At 70.2% G+C, this 25,517-nt stretch carries 23 protein-coding genes; 18 read left to right on the top strand and 5 right to left on the bottom strand.

What is annotated here, in order from left to right; all coding sequences use genetic code 11:
* Positions 1-36 precede the first annotated feature (36 nt).
* The 4 genes from DY262_RS11675 (at position 37) to DY262_RS11660 (ending at position 5,204) form a co-directional block, all read left to right on the top strand.
* Positions 37-1,233: a YbfB/YjiJ family MFS transporter gene (locus DY262_RS11675; protein ID WP_416186985.1), complete on the top strand. Its 1,197-nt coding sequence runs from the start codon at positions 37-39 to the stop codon at positions 1,231-1,233.
* A gap of 69 nt (positions 1,234-1,302) precedes the next feature.
* Positions 1,303-2,607 carry an AsmA family protein gene (locus tag DY262_RS11670; protein WP_116959037.1) on the top strand — a complete coding sequence of 435 codons (1,305 nt, stop codon included), beginning with the start codon at positions 1,303-1,305 and terminating at the stop codon, positions 2,605-2,607.
* Between the two features lie 254 nt (positions 2,608-2,861).
* Positions 2,862-3,785: an agmatinase gene (gene speB, locus DY262_RS11665; RefSeq protein WP_116959036.1), complete on the top strand. Its 924-nt coding sequence runs from the start codon at positions 2,862-2,864 to the stop codon at positions 3,783-3,785.
* A 108-nt stretch (positions 3,786-3,893) separates the two neighbouring features.
* Positions 3,894-5,204 carry an NAD(P)/FAD-dependent oxidoreductase gene (locus tag DY262_RS11660; RefSeq protein WP_116959035.1) on the top strand — a complete coding sequence of 437 codons (1,311 nt, stop codon included), beginning with the start codon at positions 3,894-3,896 and terminating at the stop codon, positions 5,202-5,204.
* Between the two features lie 57 nt (positions 5,205-5,261).
* On the opposite strand, the gene pdxR is transcribed toward DY262_RS11660, so the two are convergent.
* A complete protein-coding gene (gene pdxR / locus DY262_RS11655) occupies positions 5,262-6,749 on the bottom strand; it encodes a MocR-like pyridoxine biosynthesis transcription factor PdxR (protein ID WP_116959034.1) in 1,488 nt (495 codons plus the stop codon).
* Between the two features lie 113 nt (positions 6,750-6,862).
* Between pdxR and DY262_RS11650 the strand changes: the two genes are divergently transcribed.
* The 11 genes from DY262_RS11650 to DY262_RS11600 all read left to right on the top strand — a co-directional run bounded on the left by DY262_RS11650 (position 6,863) and on the right by DY262_RS11600 (position 19,989).
* Positions 6,863-7,663: a gamma-glutamyl-gamma-aminobutyrate hydrolase family protein gene (locus DY262_RS11650; protein ID WP_220377558.1), complete on the top strand. Its 801-nt coding sequence runs from the start codon at positions 6,863-6,865 to the stop codon at positions 7,661-7,663.
* Between the two features lie 56 nt (positions 7,664-7,719).
* The gene (locus DY262_RS11645; protein WP_116959033.1) at positions 7,720-9,081 is read left to right on the top strand and encodes a glutamine synthetase family protein; all 1,362 of its coding nucleotides are present in this window, start codon (positions 7,720-7,722) and stop codon (positions 9,079-9,081) included.
* 15 nt (positions 9,082-9,096) lie between these two features.
* Complete coding sequence (locus DY262_RS11640; protein ID WP_116959032.1) at positions 9,097-10,536, top strand: aspartate aminotransferase family protein; 1,440 nt, start codon at positions 9,097-9,099, stop codon at positions 10,534-10,536.
* Positions 10,537-10,684: 148 nt separating this feature from the next.
* Entirely contained in the window at positions 10,685-11,860 is a 1,176-nt protein-coding gene (locus tag DY262_RS11635; protein ID WP_116959031.1) for an extracellular solute-binding protein, read from the top strand.
* An 80-nt stretch (positions 11,861-11,940) separates the two neighbouring features.
* Positions 11,941-13,038, top strand: coding sequence for an ABC transporter ATP-binding protein (locus tag DY262_RS11630; RefSeq protein ID WP_116959030.1), 1,098 nt, complete (start codon positions 11,941-11,943; stop codon positions 13,036-13,038).
* Positions 13,039-13,050: 12 nt separating this feature from the next.
* Entirely contained in the window at positions 13,051-13,947 is an 897-nt protein-coding gene (locus DY262_RS11625) for an ABC transporter permease (RefSeq protein WP_116959029.1), read from the top strand.
* Positions 13,948-14,064: 117 nt separating this feature from the next.
* The gene (locus tag DY262_RS11620) at positions 14,065-14,901 is read left to right on the top strand and encodes an ABC transporter permease (RefSeq protein ID WP_116959028.1); all 837 of its coding nucleotides are present in this window, start codon (positions 14,065-14,067) and stop codon (positions 14,899-14,901) included.
* Positions 14,902-15,005: 104 nt separating this feature from the next.
* Positions 15,006-16,496, top strand: coding sequence for an aldehyde dehydrogenase (locus DY262_RS11615; RefSeq protein ID WP_116959027.1), 1,491 nt, complete (start codon positions 15,006-15,008; stop codon positions 16,494-16,496).
* 10 nt (positions 16,497-16,506) lie between these two features.
* On the top strand, positions 16,507-17,814 hold the full coding sequence (gabT, locus tag DY262_RS11610) for a 4-aminobutyrate--2-oxoglutarate transaminase (RefSeq protein WP_116959026.1): 1,308 nt from the start codon (positions 16,507-16,509) through the stop codon (positions 17,812-17,814).
* Positions 17,811-19,205 (top strand): type III glutamate--ammonia ligase, encoded by a 1,395-nt coding sequence (locus DY262_RS11605; RefSeq protein WP_116959025.1) that lies wholly within the window; start codon positions 17,811-17,813, stop codon positions 19,203-19,205. The genes gabT and DY262_RS11605 overlap by 4 nt, the downstream gene beginning before the upstream one ends.
* Before the next feature lie 37 nt (positions 19,206-19,242).
* Positions 19,243-19,989, top strand: coding sequence for a BUD32 family EKC/KEOPS complex subunit (locus DY262_RS11600; protein WP_116959024.1), 747 nt, complete (start codon positions 19,243-19,245; stop codon positions 19,987-19,989).
* Positions 19,990-20,005: 16 nt separating this feature from the next.
* Here the strand turns inward: DY262_RS11600 and DY262_RS11595 are convergent, their stop codons facing one another.
* The 4 genes from DY262_RS11595 to DY262_RS11580 all read right to left on the bottom strand — a co-directional run bounded on the left by DY262_RS11595 (position 20,006) and on the right by DY262_RS11580 (position 22,004).
* Positions 20,006-20,776, bottom strand: coding sequence for a class II aldolase/adducin family protein (locus tag DY262_RS11595; RefSeq protein ID WP_116959023.1), 771 nt, complete (start codon positions 20,774-20,776; stop codon positions 20,006-20,008).
* A 97-nt stretch (positions 20,777-20,873) separates the two neighbouring features.
* Positions 20,874-21,065 (bottom strand): YgaP family membrane protein, encoded by a 192-nt coding sequence (locus DY262_RS11590; protein WP_116959022.1) that lies wholly within the window; start codon positions 21,063-21,065, stop codon positions 20,874-20,876.
* A 74-nt stretch (positions 21,066-21,139) separates the two neighbouring features.
* On the bottom strand, positions 21,140-21,394 hold the full coding sequence (locus DY262_RS21995; protein ID WP_116959021.1) for a YkgJ family cysteine cluster protein: 255 nt from the start codon (positions 21,392-21,394) through the stop codon (positions 21,140-21,142).
* Positions 21,395-21,407: 13 nt separating this feature from the next.
* The gene (locus DY262_RS11580; RefSeq protein WP_116959020.1) at positions 21,408-22,004 is read right to left on the bottom strand and encodes an NADPH-dependent FMN reductase; all 597 of its coding nucleotides are present in this window, start codon (positions 22,002-22,004) and stop codon (positions 21,408-21,410) included.
* 125 nt (positions 22,005-22,129) lie between these two features.
* Between DY262_RS11580 and mnmG the strand changes: the two genes are divergently transcribed.
* The 3 genes from mnmG to DY262_RS11565 all read left to right on the top strand — a co-directional run bounded on the left by mnmG (position 22,130) and on the right by DY262_RS11565 (position 25,517).
* Positions 22,130-24,112, top strand: a complete 1,983-nt coding sequence (gene mnmG, locus DY262_RS11575) for a tRNA uridine-5-carboxymethylaminomethyl(34) synthesis enzyme MnmG (RefSeq protein WP_116959019.1) — start codon at positions 22,130-22,132, stop codon at positions 24,110-24,112.
* Positions 24,113-24,170: 58 nt separating this feature from the next.
* On the top strand, positions 24,171-24,833 hold the full coding sequence (gene rsmG, locus DY262_RS11570) for a 16S rRNA (guanine(527)-N(7))-methyltransferase RsmG (RefSeq protein WP_116959018.1): 663 nt from the start codon (positions 24,171-24,173) through the stop codon (positions 24,831-24,833).
* 69 nt (positions 24,834-24,902) lie between these two features.
* Entirely contained in the window at positions 24,903-25,517 is a 615-nt protein-coding gene (locus DY262_RS11565; protein WP_116959017.1) for a LysE family translocator, read from the top strand.

Genomic DNA, 25,517 nt, shown 5'->3' with positions numbered 1-25,517 from the left:
CAGGGCCCGCCAAGGCTTGCGCCCACAATGCCCGCCATGCCTTCGCCAAACCCGCTGCCCTTGATGCGCCTGGCCCTGGTCCTGTCGCTGGGCGCCGCGGTGTCGCTGGGGGTGACGCGTTTCGCCTACGGCCTGCTGCTGCCACCCATGCGCGACAACCTGGGCTGGAGCTACACGCTGGCGGGCACCATGAACACGGTCAACGCGGTGGGCTACCTGTTGGGCGCGCTGCTGACGCCGGTGCTGATGCGCCGCCTGGGGCCGTCGCGGCTGTTCCTGTGGGGGAGCTGGCTGGCCACGCTGTTGATGGCGCTGGCGGGTTTCCTGGTGGAGCCGGGGCCGCTGCTGGCGCAGCGACTGACGGCGGGCGTGCTGAGCGCCTTCCAGTTCATCTCGGGTGGCCTGCTCGCGGCCCGCCTGGCCGCGCGCGACGCCGAACGCGGCAGCCTGCTGCTGGGCCTGTACTACGGCGGCGCGGGACTGGGCATCGTGGCCTCGGCGCTGGCCGTGCCACCGCTGCTGCACGCGGCCGCCGCGCAGGCGCATGCCTGGGCCTGGGCGTGGTGGGGACTGGCGCTGCTGTGCGCGCTGGCCTCGGTCTTCATGGCCTGGCCCGCGCGGGTGCTGGACGAGCGGTCCGGGCCGTCGAACGCCGCGGCCCCGGCGGCGCCGGGCCGGCCGCCCGCGCGCCTGCGCGACATGGGTTGGCTGCTGCTCGGCTACGGCCTGTTCGGCGCCGGCTACATCGGCTACATGACCTTCTCCGTCGCGCTGCTGCGCGAGCAGGGCCTGTCGGCAGCGGGCATCACCAGCTACTTCACCTTGCTGGGCGTGGCGGTGTTCGTGGCGCCGCGCGTGTGGGCCGGCCTGTTCGACCGCGAGCGCGGTGGCGGGGCTTTTGCGCGCCTGAGCGCGCTGCTGGCGGTGGCGGCGCTGCTGCCGGCGCTGGCCAGCGGCTGGATGGTGGCCGTGGCCTCGGGGCTGCTGTTCGGTCTGAGTTTCCTCTCGGTCGTGGCCTCGACCACGGCTTTCGTGCGCCATAACCTGCCAGCGACCCAGTGGGCGCGCGGCATCAGCGGCTTCACCATCTGCTTCGCGGTGGGGCACATCGTCGGTCCGGTGCTCACGGGTTTCATCAGCGACGGCCCCGGCGGACTGGCGCGTGGCCTGGTGTTCTCGTCCGCGGCGCTGGCCTTGGGGGCCGCGTTCGCCTGGCGGCAGCGGCCGCTGTGAGGGCGGGGCGGTGGCGTGAGCGGCGGCTCGCGCGCCGGGTAAGCGCCACAGGCTGGGCACAATTTCGGCATGCGCCGACCCCTTCGAATCGCCCTCTGGTGCCTTCTGCCCCTGCTGCTGCTCGCGGCCCTGCTGCTGGCCCTGCAGCGCTGGGTGGCGGGCGAGGCCTTTCGCGAGCGGCTGGCGGCCGAGGCGAGCGATGTGTTGGGCGCGCCGGTGCGCGCGCAGGCCATCGGTCTGGCGCTGTGGCCGGTGCCCGGCGTGGCGGTGGATGGGCTGAGCATCCAGGCGCGCACGCCGTTGTCGCTGCAGCGCGTGGAGCTGCGGCCCCGCTGGTGGGACTTGCTGGGCGGTCGGTTGCGCGTGCAGACGCTGGTGGTGCGGCAGGCGGTGCTGCCCGAGGCCACGGTCGCGCTGCTGGGTGCGCGGGCGCGGGCCGCGCCGGCGCCCGCGCCGGCCGATGGCGAGGCCATCGACTTTTCGCTGTTGCCACGCGAGCTGGTGCTCGATGAGGTGAGCTGGCTCGCGGCCGACGGCGCGCGCACCACGGTGAACGCCGAACTGCGCTTCGCCGACGACGGCTGGCCCGCCAAGGCCGAGCTGGCCATCGTGGGCGGCGCGCTGCGCGGCACCACGGCCACGCTGCGCCGCGAGGGCGAGGCCACGGCCTGGGCGCTGGATGCGCGGGTGGGCGGGGGCCGCGTGCGGGGTCCCGTCGCGGTGACCTTGCCCGGCGCCGGCGCGAAGGATCGGCGCGTGGTGCTGGATGGCCGGCTGCGCACCGAGGGCGTGGAGGTGTCGGCGCTGACCGCGCCGCGCAAAACGCTCACGGGCCGCTTGCAGGCCGACACCACGCTGGATGCGCGCTTTCCCGAGCGCGTGAGCGCCGAGGCGCTGGTGAACGCTTTGCACAGCGACACGCGCTTCACCGTCAGCGGTGCCACGCTGCATGGGCTGGACCTGTTGAAGGCGGCGAGCACCGTGGGCCTGTCCAGCGGCGGGCTGACCGAACTCGACACCTTGGCCGGCCAGGTGAACACGCGCGGCAAGGCCATTCAGCTGTCGAACCTGGTGGCGAACTCGGGCCTGCTCGCGGCCACGGGCGAGGTGGCGATCTCGCCGGGCCGGGCGCTGTCGGGCCGCGTGCGCGTGGACGTGACCCGCGGGGCCACGGCCGGCGTGGTGGGCGTGCCGCTGGCGGTGGGCGGCACGCTGGACGACCCTCAGGTGACGCTCACGCGCGCGGCGCTGCTGGGCGCGGCCATCGGCACGGCGGTGATGCCGGGCGTGGGCACCGGGGCGGGCGCCAACATCGGCGATCGGCTGGGCGAAGGGCTCAAGGGCTTGTTCGGCGGCCGCGAGAAGGGGCGCTGAACCCGGGGCTCAGGCGGTATCGGGCCCGCAACAGGCGACCTTCGCGCCCAGCGGCCGGTCGGGTGCGTTCACGAAGCGCTGGGCCTGCCGCGCGGACGCCGCCGACGTGACCGCCGCCAGGGCCGGATTTCGCCTGACGGGAACGCCGCGGGTGGACACCGGGTTCGCGGTCCAAGTGGTCCCCTGTGGCGCCGGGGCGCGGCGCTATCGTCGCCCACCGCCTTGCGCTCCCTTCACCGACACCGCTTCCCGCCATGGCCCTTGGTCAGTTCGCCTACGCCAACAACAGCAACCGTTTCCTGGCCTGCGCGCCGCTGGCCGACCAGCCGTACGCGGTCTGTGGCATTCCCTTCGACGGCGTGGTGACCAACCGCCCCGGCGCGCGCTTCGGGCCGCAGGCCATCCGCGCCGCCAGTCTCATGCTGTGCGACGGCATCCACCCGGTGTTCGACGTCTCGCCGCTGGAGCACCTGGGCGACGCGCTGGACATGCGCCTGCCCAACGCCTCGCCGCTGCCCGAGGTGCGCGCGCACATCGAGCGCCAGGCCACGGCACTGATGGACAAACACCACTGCGTCTTCCTGGGCGGCGACCACTCGGTCACGCTCTCGCTGCTGCGCGCGGCCAAGGCGCGCCACGGCGGCGAGCCACTGGCCCTGGTGCATTTCGACGCCCACTGCGATACCTGGAGCGACCACTTCGGCGAGCCCTCGGGCCACGGCACCTGGACCTACGAGGCCATCCAGGAAGGCCTGGTGAGCGCCGCGCACACGGTGCAGATCGGCATCCGCTCCAGCGGCGAGCGCGCCGCGCGCGACTACGTGGCCGATCAGGGCGGACAGATCTTTACCGCGCGCGAGCTGCGCGGGCTGGACGGCGCGGCCCTGGGGCCGGTGATCGGCGCCATCCGTGAGCGTCTGGCCGGGCGGCCGGCTTACCTCACGCTGGACATCGACGTGCTGGACCCGGCCTTCGCGCCCGGCACCGGCACGCCAGAACCCGGTGGGCTCACGAGTTCGCAGGTGCTCACCTTCCTGGAAGAACTGGCCGACCTGCGCTGGATCGGCATGGACTGCGTGGAGGTGGCGCCCGCCTACGACCACGCCGAACTCACCAGCAACGCGGCCGCCTGCTTTGTGTGGACCTACCTGGCCGGCCGCGTGGCACAGCAGCGATGAGCGCGGCCTGTCTTCATCGTGGGGCGCCGCCAAGCGGGCTTTGCCAGGCCGCAGGCGCCGTCCCCTCTGCGGGGGGAAGGCCTGCCGCGCGGCACGGGGGCGGCTGATATGTGGGGCGCTTCACTCATCGGCTCGGACACCCAGCTCAACCAGCGCAGCTACTACGAGGCCAGCGTGCAGCGCGGGCCGGCGCGCGCGCCGCTGCAGGAACACCTGAAGGTGGACGCGGTGGTGGTGGGCGCGGGCTTCTCGGGCCTGTCGGCGGCGCTGGAGATGGCGCGGCGCGGCCTGTCGGTGGTGGTGCTGGAGGCCGATCGCATCGGCAGCGGCGCCAGCGGGCGCAATGGTGGCCAGGCCATCGTGGGTTACGCGAGCGGGCAGGGCCCGTTCGAGCAGCAGCTGGGTCGCGAGGACGCCGAGCGCGCCTGGGCGATGTCGGTGGAGGCTGTGGACCTGATCGACCAGCGCATCGCCGAGCACGGCATCGAGTGCGACCGGCGCTTCGGCTACGTCTACGTGGCCGAGACCGCGCGCAAGGCGCGCGAGCTGCGCGCCGAGATGGATGGCCTGGCCGCGCGTGGCATCGCGGTGGACTGGGCCGAGGGCGCCGACGCGCGCCGCCTGATCGGCACCGACCACTACGCGGCGGCGGCGCGTGAGCAGCGCAGCGGCCACCTGCACCCGCTGAAGTACGCCCTGGGCCTGGCGCGCGCCGCCGAGGCCGCGGGCGTGCGGATTTTCGAACGCTCGGCCGTCACCGCGCTGCAGCGCGGCGACACCCTGGTGGCGCGCACGGCGCGCGGCCAGGTCTCGGCGCGCTTCGGCGTGCTGGCGGGCAACTGCATGCTGCCCGAGCACGGGCCCGAGGTGGCGCCCGAGATCGCGGCGCGCATCATGCCCGTGGGCACCTACATCCTGGGCACGGCGCCGGTGGGCGCGGAACTGGCCGAGCGCCTGATCCCCGGCGACGCGGCGGTCTGCGACAACAACTTCGTGCTGGACTACTTCCGCTTCAGCGCCGACCGCCGCATGCTCTTCGGCGGCCGCGTCAGCTACACCACCATGACGCCGCGCCACCTGCAGGCCACCATGCGCGCGCGCATGGCGGCCGTGTTCCCCGAGCTGGGCGCGGTGCCGGTGGAGCACCTGTGGGGCGGCTTCGTCGACATCAGCATGAACCGCGCGCCCGATTTCGGCCGCCTGGGCCACAACCTGTATTACCTGCAGGGCTTCAGTGGCCACGGCGTGGCGCTCACGGGCCTGGCGGGCCAGCTCGTGGCCGAGGCTGTGCTGGGCCAGGCCGGCCGCTTCGACCTCTACGCGCGCCTGAAGCACCACCGCTTCCCCGGTGGAGCGCTGCTGCGCACGCCCAGCCTGGCGCTGGGCATGTGGTGGCACCGGCTGCGCGACGCGGTGTGAGCGGCGTTCCTGCCGATCGGGAATGCGATGTCGGATCTGTCAGGCGCGTGGCGTCGCTCAGCCCATCACCGCCTGCTTTACCGCTGCCGCCACCACCGGCCCGCAGCGCCGGATGGCTTCCAGCGGCGCGTAGCCGTAGCCGATGACCAGCCCGCGCAGATCCTGCCGCCGCAGGCAGTAGGCCGACAGCGGGCGCACCGTCAGGCCCTGTTGCGCGAGGCGGCGCGCGATGGCCTGGTCGTCCACCGCGAGCGGCAGGCGCAGGCACAGGTGCAGACCCTGCTCGGCGCCGCTGATGCGCGGGGCGTCGGGGCCCTCGCCCAACACGGGCTTCAGCGCCTCCAGCAGGCACTGCCGGCGCTCGGCGTAGGTCTGGCGCGCGCGGCGCAGCGAGCTGGCGAAATGGCCCATCTCGATGAACTCGGCCAGCGCCGCCTGCGTGGGCATCTGGCCGGGGCGGTTGAGGTCGTAGTGGGCCTGGCGGAAGGCCTCGACCAGGCCCTTGGGCACCACCAGGTAGCCCAGCTTCAGGCCCGGGTAGAGCACCTTGGAGAAGGTGCCCATGTAGAGCACCCGCCCATCCGGGTCCAGGCCTTCCAGGCTGGACAGCGGCGGGCCGCTGAAGCGGTACTCGCTGTCGTAGTCGTCTTCGATGACCCAGGCGCCGTGCGCGCGCGCGGTGGCCAGCAGCTGGTGGCGCCGCGCCAGCGACATGACCGCGCCCAGGGGGTACTGGTGCGAGGGCGTGGCGTAGATCAGTCGCGGCGGCTTCGGATCGTCGGCCGGGCCGGGGTTGAGGCCCTGCTCGTCGGTGGCCACCGGGTGCACGGACAGGCCGGTGGCGATGAAGGCCTTCATGGCGCCCCAGTAGGCCGGGTCCTCCACCCACACGGTGTCGCCGTGGTCGGCCAGCAGGCGGGCGCACAGCTCCAGCGACTGCTGCGTGCCGCTGGTGACGATGACCTGGTCGGCGTCCAGTTGCACGCTGCGGAACACGCGCAGGTAGTCGGCGATGGCGCGGCGCAGCGGCGCGTAGCCGCCCGAGGTGTTGTAGTCCAGCATGTCCGGGTAGGTCATGCGCCAATGCTTGTTCTGCAGCCGCTGCCAGAGCGTGAGCGGAAAGGCCGAGAAGTCGGCGATGCCGGGCGTGAAGGGCTGCACCTCCAGCGCGCCGGCGCTGAACTCGTGCGCCAGTGACTGCCCGCGCGTGGACAGGCGCGCCGGTTGCAGGTGGGGCGCCTGGCCTGGCGCGCGCGGGCCGCGCGCCAGGCCGCTGCGCGGCACGTGGTCGTTCACGTAGGTGCCGCTGCCCACGCGGCTGGCCAGGTAGCCCTCCACGCTGAGCTGGTTGATGGCGGCCACCACGGTGTTGCGCGACAGGCCCAGGTCCTGCGCCAGGTCGCGGCTGGACGGCAGGCGCTCGCCGGCGCCGAGCTTGCCGTCCAGCATGGCGCGGCGCAGCGCCTCGTAGAGCTGGCGGTGCAGAGGCAGGGCGTCTTGGGCGCCCAGGCGGTTCATTTCGGCCAGCAGGTATTCGGACAGCATGGGCGGGTGAGCGGTGCCGGGGCAGGGTAAGTGGCACCCCGGGATGGGCACAACTGGCTCTCATTGTGATCCAATTTGCCCCCCACAATGGACGCCGATTGCGTGGAGAACCCATGAACAAGCCGCCATGCATGGTCTGGCTGCCAGCCGACCATCGACTGCTGGGCGACCACGGGCACCAGATGCCCTTTCTGTTGCTGGGCGACAAGTACGCGCGGGCCGTGAAGGTCGGCGCCCAGGCCCAGCCCGTGATGTTCCCCCTGGCCGAGGTCGAGCAGATCGACGAGCTGCTCGGCATGGTCGACGGGGTGATGCTCACCGGCTCGCCCTCCAACGTACACCCTTCGCATTTCCAGGAAGAGGTGGCCGATCCCAGCCTGCCGCTGGACGCCGACCGCGACCTGCTGACCCTGGCGCTGGTGAAGGCCTGCGTGCACCTGGGCGTGCCGCTGATGGGCATCTGCCGCGGCTTCCAGGAAATCAACGTGGCCCTGGGCGGCGCGCTGCACCAGCGCGTGCACCTGGTGCCTGGCATGAACGACCACCGCGAGCCCAAGACCGCGCCGCCCGACGAGCAGTACGCGCCCCGACATCCCATCCGCATCGCCGAGGGCAGCGTGATGGCCGAGTGGGCGGGTGGCACCGAGGCGCAGGTCAATTCCCTGCATGGGCAGGGCATCGCGCGCCTGGCCGACGGGCTCACGCCGCTGGCCTGGGCGCCGGACGGCCTGGTCGAGGCCTTCTGGGTCAAGGGCGCGCGCACCTTCGCCTACGCCATGCAGTGGCACCCCGAGTGGCGCTGCTGGGACACCCCGTTCTACGCCGCGATCTTCGAGGCCTTCGGCCGCGCCTGCCGCCAGCGCCGCAGCCTGCGCCTGCAGGCCAACGACCTGGCGCGCAGCCAGCCGGGTTAGGTTCGCTGTCCGCCCTCCGCGAACCCGAACCAATACCCAAGCCAAGGAGCCCGGCCATGAGCGCCCCCAAGAACTTCAACGAGCTGGAAAGCTGGCTCAACGAACACCGCGTCACCGAAGTCGAATGCCTGGTGCCCGACCTGACCGGCGTGGCGCGCGGCAAGATCCTGCCGCGCGAGAAATTCACCGAGGACCGCGGCATGCGCCTGCCGCACGCCATCGTGGCCATGAGCGTGACGGGCGAGCAGCCCGCCAGCGGCCCCTACTACGACGTGGTGGAGCCCACCGACCGCGACATGCAGCTGCGGCCCGATCCCACCACCGTGCGCATCGTGCCCTGGGCCACCGACCCCACGGCGCAGGTCATCCACGACTGCTTCGACCACAAGGGCAAGCTGGTGTCCTACGCGCCGCGCAGCGTGCTGCGCCGCATCTGCGGCCTGTACGAGGCCGAGGGCTGGGACCCGGTGATCGCGCCCGAGCTCGAGTTCTACCTGACCGCGCGCAACACCGACCCCAACACCCTGCTGCGCCCGCCCATTGGCCGCAGCGGGCGCGCCGAGACCTCGCGCCAGGCCTACTCGATCGACGCGGTGAACGAGTTCGACCCGCTGTTCGAGGAGATCTACGAGTACTGCAACCTCATGGGCCTGAACGTGGACACACTGATCCACGAAATCGGCGCCGGGCAGATGGAGATCAACTTCTTCCACGACCACCCGCTGGGCCTGGCCGACGAGGTGTTCTTCTTCAAGCGCACCGTGCGCGAGGCCGCGCTGCGCCACGACATGTACGCCACCTTCATGGCCAAGCCCATCGCGGGCGAGCCGGGCAGCGCGATGCACATGCACCAGAGCGTGCTCAACAAGGACAACGGCCGGAACATCTTCAGCAACGCCGACGGCACCGCGTCCGATGAGTTCTTCCACTACATCGGCGGCCTGCAGCGCTACATCCCGGCCGCGATGGCGCTGGTGGCGCCTTACGTGAACAGCTACCGGCGCCTGTCGCGCCACACGGCCGCGCCGATCAACATCGAATGGGGCCACGACAACCGCACCGTGGGCATCCGCTCGCCGATCGCCTCACCCGAGGCGCGCCGCGTGGAAAACCGCGTGATCGGCGCTGACGCCAACCCCTACGTGGCCATGGCCATGACCCTGGCCTGCGGCTACCTGGGCATGAAAAACAAGATCAAGCCCAAGCCCGAGATGAAGGGCGATGCCTACCTCTCGCCCTACGCGCTGCCGCGCAGCCTGGGCGAGGCGCTGGACTGGCTGCGCCGCGAGCCCGATCTGCACGAGGTGCTGGGCCATGAGTTCGTGACCATCTACACCGAGATCAAGGAACTCGAGTTCGACGAGTTCATGAAGGTGATCTCGCCCTGGGAGCGCGAGCACCTCCTTTTGCATGTCTGACCTGGAATTCCCGCGATGAACCCGAACCCCCTGATCGCCCCGCCCGCCCTGGTGCGCCGCGCCGAGCGGCACGACACGAAAGCCATCCAGGCGCTGGACAGCGCGCACTACATCCACCCCTTCACCGACCACGGCGATTTGGCCACGCGCGGCGCGCGCGTGATCACACAGGCCCAGGGCATCTACATCTGGGACTCCGAGGGCCAGAAGATCCTGGACGCCATGAGTGGCCTGTGGTGCGTGAACGTGGGCTACGGGCGCAAGGAACTGGCCGACGCGGCCTACCAGCAGCTCATGACGCTGCCGTACTACAACAGCTTCTTCCAGACCACCAACGTGCCGGCGGTGCAGCTGGCGGCCAAGCTGGCCGCGCTGGCGCCCGAGGTGCGGGGGCGCCGCTTCGAGCATGTCTTCTTCAGCTCCAGCGGCAGCGAGAGCAACGACACCAACGTGCGCCTGGTGCGCCGCTACTGGGACCTGATGGGCCAGCCGCAGCGCAAGACCCTCATCGGCCGCCACAACGCGTACCACGGCTCCACCATGGCCGGGGCCTCGCTCGGCGGCATGAGCGGCATGCACGCGCAGGGCGACCTGCCGATCCCCGGCGTGGTGCACATCGAGCAGCCCTATTTCTTCGAGAACGGCCGGCCCGGCGAGAGCGAGGCCGAGTTCGGCCTGCGCGCGGCGCGCTGGCTGGAGGAAAAGATCCTGGCCGTCGGCCCGGACAAGGTGGCCGCGTTCATCGCCGAGCCGGTGCAGGGCGCCGGCGGCGTGATCATCCCGCCCTCGACCTACTGGCCCGAGATCCAGCGCATCGTCGACCAGTACGGCATCCTGCTCATCAGCGACGAGGTGATCTGCGCCTTCGGCCGCCTGGGCCACTGGTTCGCCTACGAGAAGTTCGGCTACCGCCCCGACCTGGTGACCTTCGCCAAGGGCGTCACCAGCGGCTACATCCCCCTGGGCGGCGTGATGGTGGGCGACCGCGTGGCGCAGGTGCTGATCGACAAGGGCGGCGAGTTCAACCACGGCTACACCTACAGCGGCCACCCCGTGGCCTGTGCCGTGGGCCTGGCCAACCTGGAGCTGATGGAGCGCGAGGACCTGCCGCGCAAGGTGCGCGAGGACCTGGCGCCCTACCTGGCCAAGCGCTTCGCCGAGATCGCCGAGCACCCGCTGGTGGGCCTGGCCGAGACCTGCGGCTTCGTGGCCGGCCTGGTGCTGGTGAAGGACAAGGCCTCCCGGGCGATGTACGACCCGGACCTGGCCGTCGGCATGAGGTGCCGCGCCCACTGCTTCAGAAATGGGCTGATCATGCGCGCGGTGGGCGACCGCATGATCATCGCGCCGCCGCTGGTGATGACGCGCGAGCAGATCGACGAGATGGTGGCCCTGATCCAGCGCTGCCTGGACGACACCTTGACGGAACTGCGCCAAAAAGGGTTGCATGCATGACTAGAATGGCCGCCGGTCCCTTTGTTGGGGCATGGCGGTCACGGAACGGGCTTCCCGGGTCTGGAACTTGCATGCCTCGAGCAGGTCATCAGCCGCCCTGCGTTGGCGGTTTTGGTCCCAACCCACCTCCCTTGGAGTGAGCATCACCATGAAGAAGCACGTTCTGGTTCTCGCGATGGCGGCCGTGATGGTCGCCGCCTGCGGCAAGAAGGAGGAGCCCGCTCCTGCCCCCGCCCCGGCCCCCGTGGCGACCGCCCCGGCGCCGGCCCCCGCGCCCGCCGGCCCGGTGCTCGACGACGAGAAGGTTCTCAACGTCTACAACTGGCCCGACTACATCACCGAGAGCATGCTCGCCGACTTCGAGAAGGAGTACGGCGTCAAGGTCAACTACGACACCTTCGAGAACAACGAGGCCCTGCACGCCAAGCTCGTCGCGGGCAACTCGGGCTACGACATCGTCATCCCCACCGCCGGCTTCGCCAAGAAGCAGATCGATGGCGGCCTGTACCAGCCCATCGACAAGAGCCGGCTCACGAACTACGGCAACCTCGACCCGGACTTCATGAAGAAGATCGCCGGCGTCGACCCCGACAATAAGTACCTGGTGCCCTGGGCCTGGGGCTTCACCACCGTGGGCATCAACAAGCAGAAGGTCGAGAAGGCCCTGGGCGGCATGGCCATGCCCGAGAACGCCTGGGACCTGGTCTTCAAGCCCGAGTACGCCAACAAGTTGAAGTCCTGCGGCATCGCCTACCTGGACTCGCCCAGCGAGATCCTGCCGGTGGCCCTGCACTACGTGGGCAAGCCCGCGTACAGCGAGAACCCCGAGGACTTCAAGGTCGCGCTGGACATGCTCAAGAAGGTCCGCGGCAGCGTGCGCCTGTTCTCCAGCACCATGATCGACGACATCGCCAGCGGCAAGGCCTGCGCCTTCATCGGCTGGTCGGGCGACATCAACATCGCCGCCGGCCGCGTGAAGGAAACCGGTGGCAAGGACGAGATCGTGCCCCTGCTGCCCACCGGCGGCGGCCTGGTGTTCATCGACACCATGGCCATCCCCAAGGACGCCAAGCACGTGAACAACGCCCACGTGTTCATCGACTTCTACCTGCGCGCCGCCAACGCCGCCGCCATGGCCAACGAGATGAACTACCCGACCGGCAACAAGGCCGCGCTGGCCGACATCAAGGATGAGGTCAAGGGCAACAAGACCATCTTCCTGGGTCCCGAGGACACCGCGCGCCTGATCCCCACCGGCGGCTTCTCGAACGACATCTCTAGCGTGCTCAACGACACCTACAACGCGTTCAAGCGCGGCAAGTAAACCGCCGGCGCCGCTCGGCACGCACCGGGGCTGTTCATCCATCAGGACGAACAGCCCTTTTTCTTTCTGGAGGCACTTTCATGACAGACCCCGCCGGCTTCCTGGTGACCGAAAAAGTGGTCAAGCGCTTCGACGATGCGCTGGCCGTCGACGAAGTTTCGCTGTCCATCCGCAAGGGCGAGATCTTCGCCCTGCTGGGCAGCTCGGGCTGCGGCAAGTCCACGCTGCTGCGCATGCTCGCGGGCTTCGAGACGCCCACCGCCGGGCGCATCCTGCTCGGCGGCCAGGACCTGGCCACGGTGCCGGCCTACGAGCGGCCCGTGAACATGATGTTCCAGAGCTACGCGCTGTTCCCGCACCTGTCGGTGTGGGAGAACGTGGCCTTCGGCCTGCGCCGCGAGGGCCTGCCCAAGGCCGAGATCCAGCAGCGCACCGACGAGATGCTGGCCCTGGTGCAGCTCACGCCCTACGCCAAGCGCAAGCCGCACCAGCTCTCGGGCGGCCAGCAGCAGCGCGTGGCCCTGGCGCGCAGCCTGGCCAAGCGGCCCAAGCTGTTGTTGCTGGATGAGCCCCTGGGTGCGCTGGACAAGAAGCTGCGCGAGCAGACCCAGTTCGAGCTGGTCAACATCATCGAGAAGGTGGGCGTGACCTGCGTGATGGTCACGCACGACCAGGAAGAGGCCATGACCATGGCCAGCCGCATCGCCATCATGAGCAAGGGCCGCGTGTTGCAGGTGGGCACGCCGTCCGAGATCTACGAGCACCCGGTGAACCGCTTCGTGGCCGACTTCATCGGCAACGTGAACCTCTTCGAGGGCAAGCTCAGCGTCGACGAACCCGACCGCTGCGCGGTGAGCAGCGGCATTGGCGAGATCCATGTGGGCCACGGCATGCCGGGCACGCTGGGCATGCCGGTGGCGCTGGCCGTGCGGCCCGAGAAGATCGAGATCAGCAAGGCGCCGCCGCCGGCCGATGCCGGCCCCAATGTGTTCAAGGGCAAGGTCAAGGAGATCGCCTACTTCGGCGCGCACAACACCTTCATCGTCGTGGCCAGCAACGGCCAGCGCGTGAAGATCACCGAGGCCAACACCTCGCGCCACGACCTCTCGGACATCACTTGGGAGGACGAGGTGTATTTCTGGTGGAGCGACACCGCCGGCGTGGTGCTGCGCGACTGAGGGAGAGCGACCATGAACCTTCCCGTGCCCGGCAAGCGCTTCGTCATCGGCGTGCCCTATGGCTGGCTGCTGCTGTTCTTCTTCCTGCCCTTCCTGATCCTGCTGTACATCAGCTTCGTGGACATGGGCGGCGACATCAGCCCCTTCAAGGCGCTGTGGGACCCCGACACCGGCGTGCTGCGCCTGAAGTACGAGAACTACCTGGCCATCTTCCGGGCGGAAGAGGGTGCGCCGCTGTTTCGCACGCTCTACATCGACGCCTACCTGCGCTCGATCTGGTACGCGCTGCTCACGGCGGTGTTCTGCCTGGCCATCGGCTACCCCTTCGCGTACTTCATCGCGCGCTCGCCGGCCAGCGTGCGCCCGGCGCTGCTGCTGCTGGTGATGCTGCCGTTCTGGACCTCCTTCCTGCTGCGCGTCTATGCCTGGAAGGGCCTGCTGGCCGACCAGGGCGTGATCAACCGCTTCATGATGTTCGTCGGCATCAGCGGCGAGCCCATCCCCATGCTGTACACCAACGTGTCCATGCTGGTGGGCATGACCTACGTCTACCTGCCTTTCATGGTCCTGCCGCTGTACGCCAACCTGGTGAAGATGGACTTTCGCCTGCTCGAGGCCGCGTACGACCTGGGCACCACACCCTTCAAGGCCTTCTGGCTGATCACGGTGCCGCTGTCCAAGGCCGGCATCATCGCGGGCTTCATGCTGGTGTTCATTCCCTGCGTGGGCGAGTTCGTGATTCCCTCGCTGCTGGGCGGCCCCGAGAACTACATGATCGGCCGTGTGGTGTGGGACGAGATGTTCACCGCCAACGACTGGCCCAAGGCCACCGCGCTCGCGGTCGTGATGATCGCGATCATCGTGGTCCCGCTGGCCTTCTACTACAAGTACGCCGGAGACCAGAAGTGATCACCCCCGCGCCGCTTCGCGGCTCCCCTTCAAGGGGGCAACGCCCATGGCCCGGCAAAGCCAGTTCCATGGCGTTTCTCGACCAGACACTTCCTCCGGCTGTGTGAAGGGGCCTCCATGAAAGTTTTCTTCGAAAAGCACTTCGGCAAGCTCTGGCTGCTGGTGGTCTTCGGCTTCCTGTACCTGCCGCTGGGCTTCATGGTGCTGTTCTCGTTCAACAGCACGCGCACCGACGCGCGCTTCACCGGCTTCTCGCTGCGCTGGTACGAAGCCCTGCTCAACGACAGCAAGATCGTCGACGGCTTCTTCCTCTCGCTCCAGATCGCCGCCGTCACCGGTGTGCTGTCGGCCGTGCTGGCCACCTTCGCGGCCTTCGTGCTGGTGCGCTACCGTCGCTTTGCGGGCCGCACGGTGTTCAGCGGCATGGTGAACGCGCCGCTGGTCATGCCCGAGGTGATCATCGGCCTGTCGCTGCTGCTGCTGTTCGTGGGCGCGCAGAACCTGCTGGGCTGGCCGCAGCGCGGCATGCTCACCATCATCCTGGGCCACACGCTGCTGGGCATGGCCTACGGCATGGTGGTGATCCAGAGCCGGCTGCTGGAGATGGACCGGTCCATCGAGGAGGCCGCCAGGGACCTGGGCGCGCGCCCGCACCAGGTGTTCTTCCTGGTCACGCTGCCCAACATCTTCCAGGCCATCCTGGCCGCCTTCCTGCTGGCCTTCACGCTGTCCTTCGACGACGTGGTGATCACCGAATTCCTGAGCGGGCCGGGCGTGAGCACGCTGCCGCAGGTGATCTTCGGCTACGCGCGCCGGGGCATCAACCCGACAATCTACGCGGCGGCCACCATCCTCATCGTCACGGTCACCGCCGTGGTGGTCAGCTACGCGGTCTGGGTGGCGCGGGCCACGCGCCGGCGCGAGCGGGAGATGGCGGCGGCGGTGCGCGGCTGAGGCCCGCAGTGGACGGGCGGCCACCACCGAAAGTGGCTGCCCACGCGGGTGGGCAAGGGGCGTAGCATGGGGCCGATCCTTCCGGCCTCCGCGACCCCCTTGCCATGACCACCACCGCCCTCCAAGCCCCCTCCCTGTCCCCAGACGGCCGCGCCTTCATCAACGGCGAGCGCGTCGCCGCGCGCGACGGCCAGACCTTCGACTGCTTCTCGCCCGTGGACGGGCGGCTGCTGGCGCCCGTGGCGCGCGGCCAGGCCGCCGACATCGACGCCGCCGTGGCCGCCGCGCGCGCCGCCTTCGAGGACCGCCGCTGGGCCGGCCTGCCGCCGGCCAAGCGCAAGCGCATCATGCTGGCCTTCGCGGACCAGATCCAGCAGCACGCCGACGAGCTCGCGCTCACCGAAACACTCGACATGGGCAAGCCCGTGCGCTACGCGCGCGCCGTGGACGTGAACAGCGCGGCCAACTGCATCCGCTGGTACGGCGAGGCGGTGGACAAGGTGTACGACGAGATCGCGCCCACGCCCGACACCGCCCTGGCCCTGATCACGCGCGAGCCCCTGGGCGTGGTGGGCGTGATCGTGCCCTGGAACTACCCCATGATCATGGCGGCCTGGAAGATCGCGCCGGCCCTGGCCGCGGGCAACTCGGTGGTGCTCAAGCCCAGCGAGAAGAGCCCGCTGACCGCGTTGCGCCTGGCCGAACTGGCGCTGGCCGCGGGCATTCCGCCCGGCGTGTTCAACGTGGTGCCGGGCTTCGGCCCCGAGGCCGGCAGCCCGCTGGCCCTGCACATGGACGTGGACTGCATCGCCTTCACCGGCAGCACGCGCGTGGGCAAGCAGATCCATGTGATGGCCGGCCAGAGCAACCTCAAGCGCGCCTGGACCGAGCTGGGCGGCAAGTCGCCCAACATCGTGTTCGCCGACTGCCCGGACATCGACAGGGCCGTGGAGGCGGCGGTGGGCAGCATCTTCTTTAACCAGGGCGAGAGCTGCAACGCGCCCTCGCGCCTGTTCGTCGAGGCCTCGATCAAGGAGGCCTTCCTGGAGAAGGCGCTGAAGCTGGTGCCGCAGTACCAGCCGGGCAACCCGCTGGAGAAGGCCACGGTGATGGGCGCCATCGTCGACAAGACGCAGCTGGACACGGTGCTGCGCTACATCGACTCGGGCAAGAAGGAGGGCGCCAAGCTGCTCGCGGGCGGCGAGGCGGCCGAGCCCGTGAAGGGCGGCTGCTACGTGCTGCCCACCATCTTCGACGGCGTGAAAAACGACATGACCATCGCGCGCGAGGAGATCTTCGGCCCGGTGCTGTCGGTGCTGTCCTTCACCGACGCCGCCGACGTGGTGAAGCAGGCCAACAGCAACATCTACGGCCTGCAGGCGGCGGTGTGGACGCGCGACATCAACAAGGCGCACGGCGTGGCGCGCGCGCTGCGCGCGGGCACCGTGCACGTGAACCAGTACGACGAGGACGACATCACCGTGCCCTTCGGCGGCTTCAAGCAGAGCGGCGTGGGCCGCGACAAGTCGCTGCATGCCTTCGACAAGTACACCGAGATCAAGACAACCTGGATACGGATCGACAGTCCCATTTGAGGAGAGCGCCATGAACGCCCCGCAGACACCGGAGACGCTGCACGCCCCGCACACCAACGCCGCCTGGCACCAGCGCCGGCTCGCGGCCACGCCGCGCGGCGTGGGCGTGTTCGGCGACTTCTTCATCGACCGCGCGAAGAACGCCGAGCTCTGGGACATCGAGGGCCGCCGCTTCATCGACTTCGCGGGCGGCATCGCGGTGCTCAACACCGGCCACGTGCACCCCAAGGTGCAGGCCGCGATCGCGGCGCAGCTGCAGCGTTTCACGCACAGCTGCTACCAGGTGGTGCCCTATGCCGAGTACGTGTCGCTGGCGGAGCGCATCAACGCCATCGTGCCCATCGACGGACCGGTGAAGACGGCCTTCTTCTCCACCGGCGCCGAGGCGATCGAGAACGCGATGAAGATCGCGCGCGCCGCCACGGGGCGCAGCGGCATCGTCGCCTTCGGCGGCGCCTTCCACGGCCGCAGCCTGTTCGCGGTCTCGCTCACGGGCAAGGTGCAGCCCTACAAGGCCGGCTTCGGGCCGTTCCCGCCCGAGGTCTACCACGTGCCCTTCCCGGTGTCGGCCGACAGTTTCGAGGACGCGAAGAAGGCCATGGCCCACCTCTTCAAGGCCGACATCGAGCCCAGCCGCGTGGCGGCCATCGTGTTCGAGCCGGTGCAGGGCGAGGGTGGCTTCAACCCCATCCTGCCCGCCGCGGTGCAGTGGCTGCGCGAGCTGTGCGACGCGCACGGCATCCTGCTGATCGCCGATGAGGTGCAGACCGGCTTCGCGCGCACCGGCAGGATGTTCGCCATGGAGCACTTCGGCGTGCGGCCCGACCTGATGACCCTGGCCAAGAGCATGGCCGGCGGCACCACGCTGTCGGCCGTGTGCGGCCGCGCGGCCGTGATGGACGGCCCCGCGCCCGGCGGCCTGGGCGGCACTTACGCCGGCCACCCGCTCGCCGTCGCGGCCGCGCACGCGGTGCTGGACGTGATGGAAGAAGAGGGGCTTTGCGCGCGCGCGCAGCGCCTGGGGGACCAGCTCATCGCCACCCTGATCGCCCGGCGCGCGGCGCGGCAATGCATCGGCGACGTGCGCGGTCTGGGCGCCATGGTGGCCTGCGAGTTCGTGGACCCCAAGACCGGCGCGCCCGACGCCGAGACGACGAAGCGGGTGCAGATGGCGGCGCTGCGGCGCGGCCTGCTGCTGCTCACCTGCGGGGTCAACGCCAACGTGATCCGTTTCCTGTTCCCGCTCACCATCGAGGACGCGGTGTTCAACGAGGGCCTCGCGGTCTTCGACGCCGCGCTGGCCGAGGTGGCCGCTTGAACGACAGCGCCGGGCGCCTGGGACAGGCGCTCGACGCGCTGGAGTCGCGCGCGGCCGAGCTGCGCGCGATGGGCGTGCACTCGGTGCTCGCCACCTTCACCGACCTGGCGGGCACGCCCAAGGGCAAGCTGGTGCCGCTGGAGGGCCTCGCCGACGCGGTGGCCGTGGGCGCGGGCTTCGCCGGCCCCAGCATCGTGGGCACCGGGCTGCCGCGCATGGGCCCGCGCAGCGAGTACTTCGGCCGCGTGCTGCCCGAGACGCTGCGGCCCTTGCCCTTCATGCCCGGCGTGGCGCACGCCGTGTGCGAGGGCTTTGCGGGTGGGCAACCGCTGGACACCGACCCGCGCGGCGCGCTCCAGCGCCAGGTGGCGCGCCTGCGCGAGCGTGGCTGGACGCTGTGGGTGGGCATCGAGCCCGAGTTCTTTCTGCTCAAGCGCGGCGCCGATGGCCGCTGGGGCGTGGCCGACGCGCGCGACACGCTGGCCAAACCCTCGTACGACCTGCGCGCCATCGGCCGCCAGCGGGGCTTCCTGGACGACATGCGCCAGGCCCTCACGGCCCTGGGCTTTGAGTTGCAGCAGATGGACCACGAGGACGCCGCCGGCCAGTACGAGATCAACTACCGGCACGACGAGGCGCTGGCCGCGGCCGATCGCTACCAGCTCTTCAAGCTCACGGCCCAGGCCGTGGCCGAGCGCCATGGCTGCGTGTTCTCCACCATGCCCAAGCCGCTGGCGGGCGCGCCGGGCAGCGGTCTGCACTTCCACCTGAGCCTGACGGACGACGGAATGTCCTGCGGCGCCGGGCAGCAACCCGGCGCCGGCCGGCCGCTGATGGCCGATGGTGCGGGCGCGCTGGGCCTGAGCGAGACCGGCTGGCGCTTCGCGGCCGGCCTGCTGCGCCACGCCGATGGCCTGGCCGCGCTGTGCGCGCCCACGGTCAACAGCTACAAGCGGCTGGCGGCGAGCCGCAGCGCCTCGGGCACCACCTGGTCGCCGGTGTGGAAGGCCATCGGCGACAACAACCGCAGCTGCCTTCTGCGCGCGGTGGCGGGGCGGCTGGAGTGGCGGCTGCCGGACCCGAGCTGCAATGTGTACCTGGCGCTCGCGGCCACGCTGGCGGCCGGGCTCGACGGCATCGACCAGGGCCTGGTGGCGCCCCGGCCCTGCCGGGACGACCTGTACGAGCGCCACGCGCGCGGCGAGCCGATGCCCGATCGCCTGCCGCGCGACCTGCACGACGCGCTGCTGGCGCTGGAGGGCGACGCCGCACTGCGCGCCGCGCTCGGCGAGCCGCTGGTGGCCCAGGTCCTGTCCCTCCAACGCGCGGAGTGGGCCGCCTACCACGCGCAGGTGAGCGACTGGGAGCTGGAGCGCTACGCCGAAGGCTGAGCCGTCGGGGCCAGGCGCGATCGGGATAATCGCGCGCGTGAGTTCCCCAAGCACCGCCGTCGACGGCACCAAGACCTGGACCAAGACCACCGACCGCCCGCTGCGCAGCTGGCGCAAGTCGGCGGGCGTGTGGCTGTTCGCTCACGTCGTGGGCGTGCCCATTCCCTGGGCGGCCGCGCGCCAGACCGATCCGCGCGCGCTGCTGGCCCATGAACACGAGCGCCTGCTGGCCCTGGCCGCCGTGGGCGAGTGCGTGCCGCGCGTGATCGGCTTCGACGGCCGTACCCTGGTCACCAGCGACGTGGGCACCACCCTGGACTACCTGCTGTTCCAGCGAGCGCCCGAGGAGCGCCTGCCGCTGATGTGCGCGGCCGCCGCCGATCTGGCGGGCTTTCACGCGCGCGGCCAGTGGCATGGCGGTGCGCAGGCGCGCAACATCACCTGGGATGGCGAGCGCTTCGCGCGGCTGGACTTCGAGGAGCCCCTGGTGCCCGGCCTGTCGCTGGACATGGTGCAGCGCTACGACGTGCTGCAGCTGGTGCTGTCGTTGGCGCGGCTGATCGAGCCCCTGGGGCCCGGCGCGGTGCACGCGGTGCTGCAGGCCTACGCGGCGGTGGACGCGGCGCAGGGCGAGGCGCTGCGCCGCTTCATTGCCCGCCTGCTGCCGCGCCTGCAGCGGATCTCGCGGCTGGCCTCCTGGTCGCGTCGGCTCGACACCTCGCGTGAGCTGATGCGCCTGCGCACGGTGTTGGAAGGCATGGCCGCCTTCGTGGCCGATCGCTGAAGCCGCCGCGCCGCGCTCAGGTTCTGTACGACGGGTCCAGGCGCTCCAGTTTTCGCAGCAGTGCGGGCCAGGCGATCTGCGCGCCCTGGCCGGCCGTGGCCACGCGCATGACCTCGGCCATGCCGGCGAGGATGCGCGGGTCCACCTGGGTCAGTTCGCTGCCGCCGGCCAGCGCGTCGATCTGGATGCGGCAGGCGTTCTCGAAGGTGTACATGGAGAGAAAGGCGTCGGCGATGGAGCGGCCCACGGTGAGCAGGCCGTGGTTGCGCAGCACCAGGTAGTTGGCTTGCCCCAGGTCGGCCTGCAGGCGCGGAATCTCGTCGGGGCGCAGGGCCACGCCTTCGTAGCCGTGGTACGCGAGCGAGCTCAGCACGAAGGTGCTTTGCTGGCTGATGGGCAGGATGCCGTGCCGCTGCGCGCTCACCGCCACGCCCGCGCGGGTGTGCGTGTGCAGCACGCACTGCGCCTCGGGCCGCGCGCTGTGCACGGCGCTGTGGATGACGAAGCCCGCCGGGTTCACGGGGAAGGGCGAGTCGTGCAGCTTGTTGCAGGCCATGTCCACCTTGACCAGGCTGCTGGCGGTGATCTCGTCGAACATCAGCCCGTAGGGGTTGATGAGGAACTGGTGCTCACCGCCGGTGAGGCCGTCGGGCAGCTTGGCGCTGATGTGGGTGAAGACCAGGTCGCTCCAGCCATAGGCCGCCACCAGGCGGTAACAGGCGGCGAGGTCGCAACGCAGCGCCCACTCTTCGGCGCTGACGGCTTCTTTCAGGGGGGGAATGTGCATGGCGTGTCTCCGGGCCGCCTCGGGGCGGGCGGCTCGACACGCACTCTAGGCGCGCTGGCCCGGCTGGGGCTGTCCGTGCAGCGACAGGGCGGCGGCGTCAGCCGCGCGTCTTGCAGGTGCTGATGCCGAACAGGGCGTAGGGCGGGCACCAGCCCACCACGCCGGTGAGCAGGGGCACCACGCCGAGCCAGCCCCACCAGCCCACCGTGCCGGTGGCGGCCAGGGCGATGAGGACAAGGCCGACAAGGATGCGAAGGGAACGGTCGATACCGCCGACGTTGGGGGTCATGGAGGTCTCCATCAGTGAACGATGATGTTCAAGCCGATTGGACGCCGCCACGAACGGACGCGCTTTGATCCAGATCAGGGTGCCGTCGCGCGCTCGAGGCGCCCGAGCCATTGCATTGCATGTGAGCGCTCGCTACCACACATTTCATGATCGGGCTTCAGGGAGGCGCACACCAGGGGCCGCTCCGGTCGGCCGAACAGGCGGCAGCGCAGGGCCCCGTCCAGGTGCGGGCAGGGCAGGCCGGCCGGCTTGCCCTGCGGCAGGCCTGGCATCGCGCTGCTGATCGAAGGCGCGGTGCAGCAGGCGGCGCAGCCGGGGCGGCAGTCCATGGGGTCGGCGGGCTCAGTCGGGCGCGTTGAGCTTGCGCGCGGCGTGGATCGCCTGCTCGACGACGCCCTGCACGGCGGCCTGGGCGAGGCCGCTGATCAGCCGGCCCTGGTCGTCGAAGGCTTCGCCGGCCTTGCTCAGCGCGTACTGCTTGGGCGTCAGCCAGCACTGCAGGTTCAGGAGCAGGGGCGACAGGTGCGACAGGCTGCGCAGCCCGCCCAGGGCGCCGGGCGAGGCGCTGAGCAGGCCCACCACCTTGCCCGCGAAGGGCTTGGTGCCGCTGGACCATTCGGGGTCGCCCTTGATGGGGCTGGACACCCAGTCGATGGTGTTCTTGAGCAGGCCGGTGTAGCTGCCGTTGTACTCGGGCGAGCAGATGACCCAGGCGGGATGGGCGTGGAAGATGGCTTTCAGGCGGCGCGCGGCCTCGGGGGTGCCGCGCGCTTCGAGGTCGGCGTTGTAGAGCGGCAGTTCGTGGTCGGCCAGCTCCAGCAGGGTGACCTGGGCGCCGGCGGCGCGGCCGAGGTCGGCGGCGACCTGGGCGAGCTTGCGGTTGTGGGACTGCGCGCGGGTGCTGCCCGCGAAGACGAGGAGGGGGGTGGGCGGGGTCATGGGGGCGGATTCTGGCACCGCCGCCGCGCCGGATTCCTGCGCGGGCCCGGGGCTTGCCCCTTGATGGGACAATCGCGGGCTCGCCCGCGCCGACCGCCCCGTCGCCGCGGGCTTTGGAGTTCAAGATGCTGTACCCCCAGGAATTCGACGTCATCGTGGTCGGCGGCGGCCACGCCGGCACCGAGGCCGCGCTGGCCGCCGCCCGCATGGGCTGCGCCACGCTGCTGCTCACCCACAACATCGAGACGCTGGGTCAGATGAGCTGCAACCCCAGCATCGGCGGCATCGGCAAGGGCCACCTGGTGAAGGAGGTGGACGCGCTGGGCGGCGCCATGGCCATCGCCACGGACGAGGGCGGCATCCAGTTCCGCATCCTCAACAGCAGCAAGGGCCCGGCCGTGCGCGCCACGCGCGCCCAGGCGGACCGCGTGCTCTACAAGGCCGCCATCCGCCGCCGTCTGGAAAACCAGCCGAACCTGTGGCTGTTCCAGCAGGCCGTGGACGACCTGATGGTGGAGGGCGACCGCGTGGTGGGCGCCGTCACGCAAGTGGGGATTCGCTTCCGCTCGCGCACCGTGGTGCTGACGGCCGGCACCTTCCTGGACGGCAAGATCCACGTGGGCCTGAACAACTACAGCGCGGGCCGCGCGGGCGATCCGCCGGCGGTGTCGCTGTCGGCGCGCCTGAAGGAGCTCAAGCTGCCCCAGGGCCGGCTGAAGACCGGCACGCCCCCGCGCCTGGACGGCCGCAGCATCGATTGGTCGAAGTGCACCGAGCAGCCCGGCGACGGCATGCCGGCGGCCGACGGCACGCCCCCGAGCACGCCGCTGCCGGTGTTCAGCTTCATGGGCAGCGCGGCCCTGCACCCGCGCCAGATCTCCTGCTGGATCACGCACACCAATGAGCGCACGCACGAGATCATCCGCAGCGGTTTCGACCGCAGCCCCATGTTCACCGGCAAGATCGAGGGCGTGGGCCCGCGCTACTGCCCCAGCGTGGAAGACAAGATCAACCGCTTCGCGGACAAAGACAGCCACCAGATCTTCCTGGAGCCCGAAGGCCTGAGCACCCACGAGGTCTACCCCAACGGCATCTCCACCAGCCTGCCCTTCGACATTCAGTACGCCCTGGTGCGCAGCATGCCTGGCCTGGAGAACGCGCACATCCTGCGGCCGGGCTACGCCATCGAATACGACTACTTCGACCCGCGCTCGCTCAAGAGCAGCTTCGAAACCCAGCAGATCGCCGGCCTGTTTTTCGCTGGCCAGATCAACGGCACCACCGGCTATGAGGAGGCCGCGGCCCAGGGCTTGTTCGCCGGCATCAACGCCGCCTTGCAGTGCCGGGGCGAGGGCGCCTGGCTGCCGGCGCGCGACCAGGCCTATCTCGGTGTGCTGGTCGATGACCTCGTCACCCAGGGGGTGACCGAGCCTTACCGCATGTTCACCAGCCGCGCCGAGTTCCGCCTGCAGCTGCGCGAGGACAACGCCGACATGCGCCTCACCGAGACCGGCCGCCGCCTGGGCCTGGTGGACGACGCCCGCTGGGACGCCTTCAGCCGCAAGCGCGACGCGGTTTCACGTGAAACCGAGCGTCTCAAATCCACCTGGGTGAACCCCAAGCTGCTGTCGGTGGAAGAGGGTGAGCGCGTATTGGGCAAGGCCATCGAGCATGAGCACAACCTGTTCGACCTGCTGCGCCGCCCTGGCGTGAGCTACCCAGCCCTGGTCGGCATGAACGGCGGCGCCTTCGTCGACAACGCGGTTTCACGTGAAACCCTGGGCGAGTTGGCGGCCCCGGTGATCGAGCAGGTGGAGATCGCGGCCAAGTACAGCGGCTACATCGACCGGCAGAAGGCCGAGGTGGAGCGCGCCGCCCACTACGAGCACCTGAAGCTGCCGGCGGACATCGATTACCTGAAGGTCACGTCCCTGTCCTTCGAGGCGCGGCAGAAGCTGGCCCGGCACCGGCCCGAGACCCTGGGCCAGGCTTCGCGCATCTCGGGCATCACGCCCGCGAGCATTTCCCTGTTGCTGATTCACCTGAAAAAGGGGGGGCTCGGTGGCCTGGCCTCGGCCCGTGGCGCCACTGAGGCCTCGGCCCCATGAGCGCCGCACGGCCGCCCGAAGGCGCTCGCACCGCAGTGCGCAGCACGGAGGTGCTGCGATGACGGACGCGCTGCGCCACGAGCTGCAGATCGGCCTGCAGGCACTCGACCTCTCGCTGGACGAGGAGCAGGTCGACATGCTGATGGCCTACATGGCGCTCATCCAGAAGTGGAACCGGGTCTACAACCTGACGGCCCTGCGCGAGCCGGCAGAGATGCTGACCCACCACCTGCTGGACAGCCTGGCGGTGGTCGGCCCCTTGCTGCGCGAAACCGACGGCCGCCCGGTGCGGCTGCTGGACGTGGGTTCGGGTGCCGGCCTGCCGGGCGTGGTGATCGCCATCGCCTGCCCGCAGATCGAAGTGACCTGCGTGGACACGGTGGCCAAGAAGGCGGCTTTTGTTCGCCAGGTGTCGGCGGAGTTGGGTCTGGTGAACCTGCACGCGATGCATGCGCGGGTGGAGTCGCTCAGCCGGGGGCGTGGGGAAGAGGGCTACGACGTGGTCACGTCCCGCGCCTTCTCCTCCCTGGCGGACTTCATCCAGTGGTCGCGATCGGCGCTGCAGATCGGGGGCATGTGGATGGCCCTCAAGGGCAAGCACCCCCTGGAGGAACTGCTGGCGCTGCCGGCGGACGTGGATGTGTTTCACGTGGAACCGGTGGCGGTGCCGGGCTTGAAGGCGGATCGCTGCATCGTCTGGATGCGGGAGCGGATGGGCTGAGCTGGGAAGCCCGGGGCCCGGCAGAACCCGTCACGTACACTCGACCCCTGCTTTCTGGGGGCCACCACCATGTTCGGCATCGCGGACTACGGCGCTTTCGTCGCCGCCATCGTTGTTTTCCTCGCCATTCCCGGCCCGGGCAACCTGGCCCTCATCACCTCCACCAGCAAGGGCGGCCTGCGCGGCGGACTCGCCGCCACCCTGGGTGTCATCGCCGCCGACCAGGTGCTGATGTGGGCGGCCGTCGCCGGCGTCGCCGCCTTGCTGGCGGCCACCCCGACCCTGTTCGGCGCGGTCCAGTGGATCGGCGCGGCCTACCTCGCCTGGCTCGGCTGGAAAATGCTCACCGCCAAGCCCGGTGATGCCCCGGTCCTCAACATCCGCCCGCGCCAGTACTTCCAGCAGGCGGCCGCCATCACCCTGCTCAACCCCAAGGCCATCGTCTTCTACATGGCCTTCTTCCCCCTGTTCGTCGACCGTGCCCACCACCAGGGCCTGATCACCTTCGGCGCCATGGCGGCCACCATTGCCGCGCTGACCTTCGCCTACGGCCTGGGCATGACGCTCATCGTGCACTTCCTGGCCGAGCGCCTGCGCGCCAATCCCCGCATCGGCCGCACGCTGGAAAAGCTCGCCGGCGTCTTCCTCATCGGCTTTGGCGTCAAGCTGGCCCTTTCCAAGTAA

It is taken from the genome of Hydrogenophaga borbori (assembly GCF_003417535.1).
Classification (GTDB): Bacteria; Pseudomonadota; Gammaproteobacteria; order Burkholderiales; family Burkholderiaceae_C; genus Hydrogenophaga; species Hydrogenophaga borbori.
Note: the sequence above shows the minus strand (reverse complement) of the source record. Positions and strands in the feature narration are given on the sequence as shown.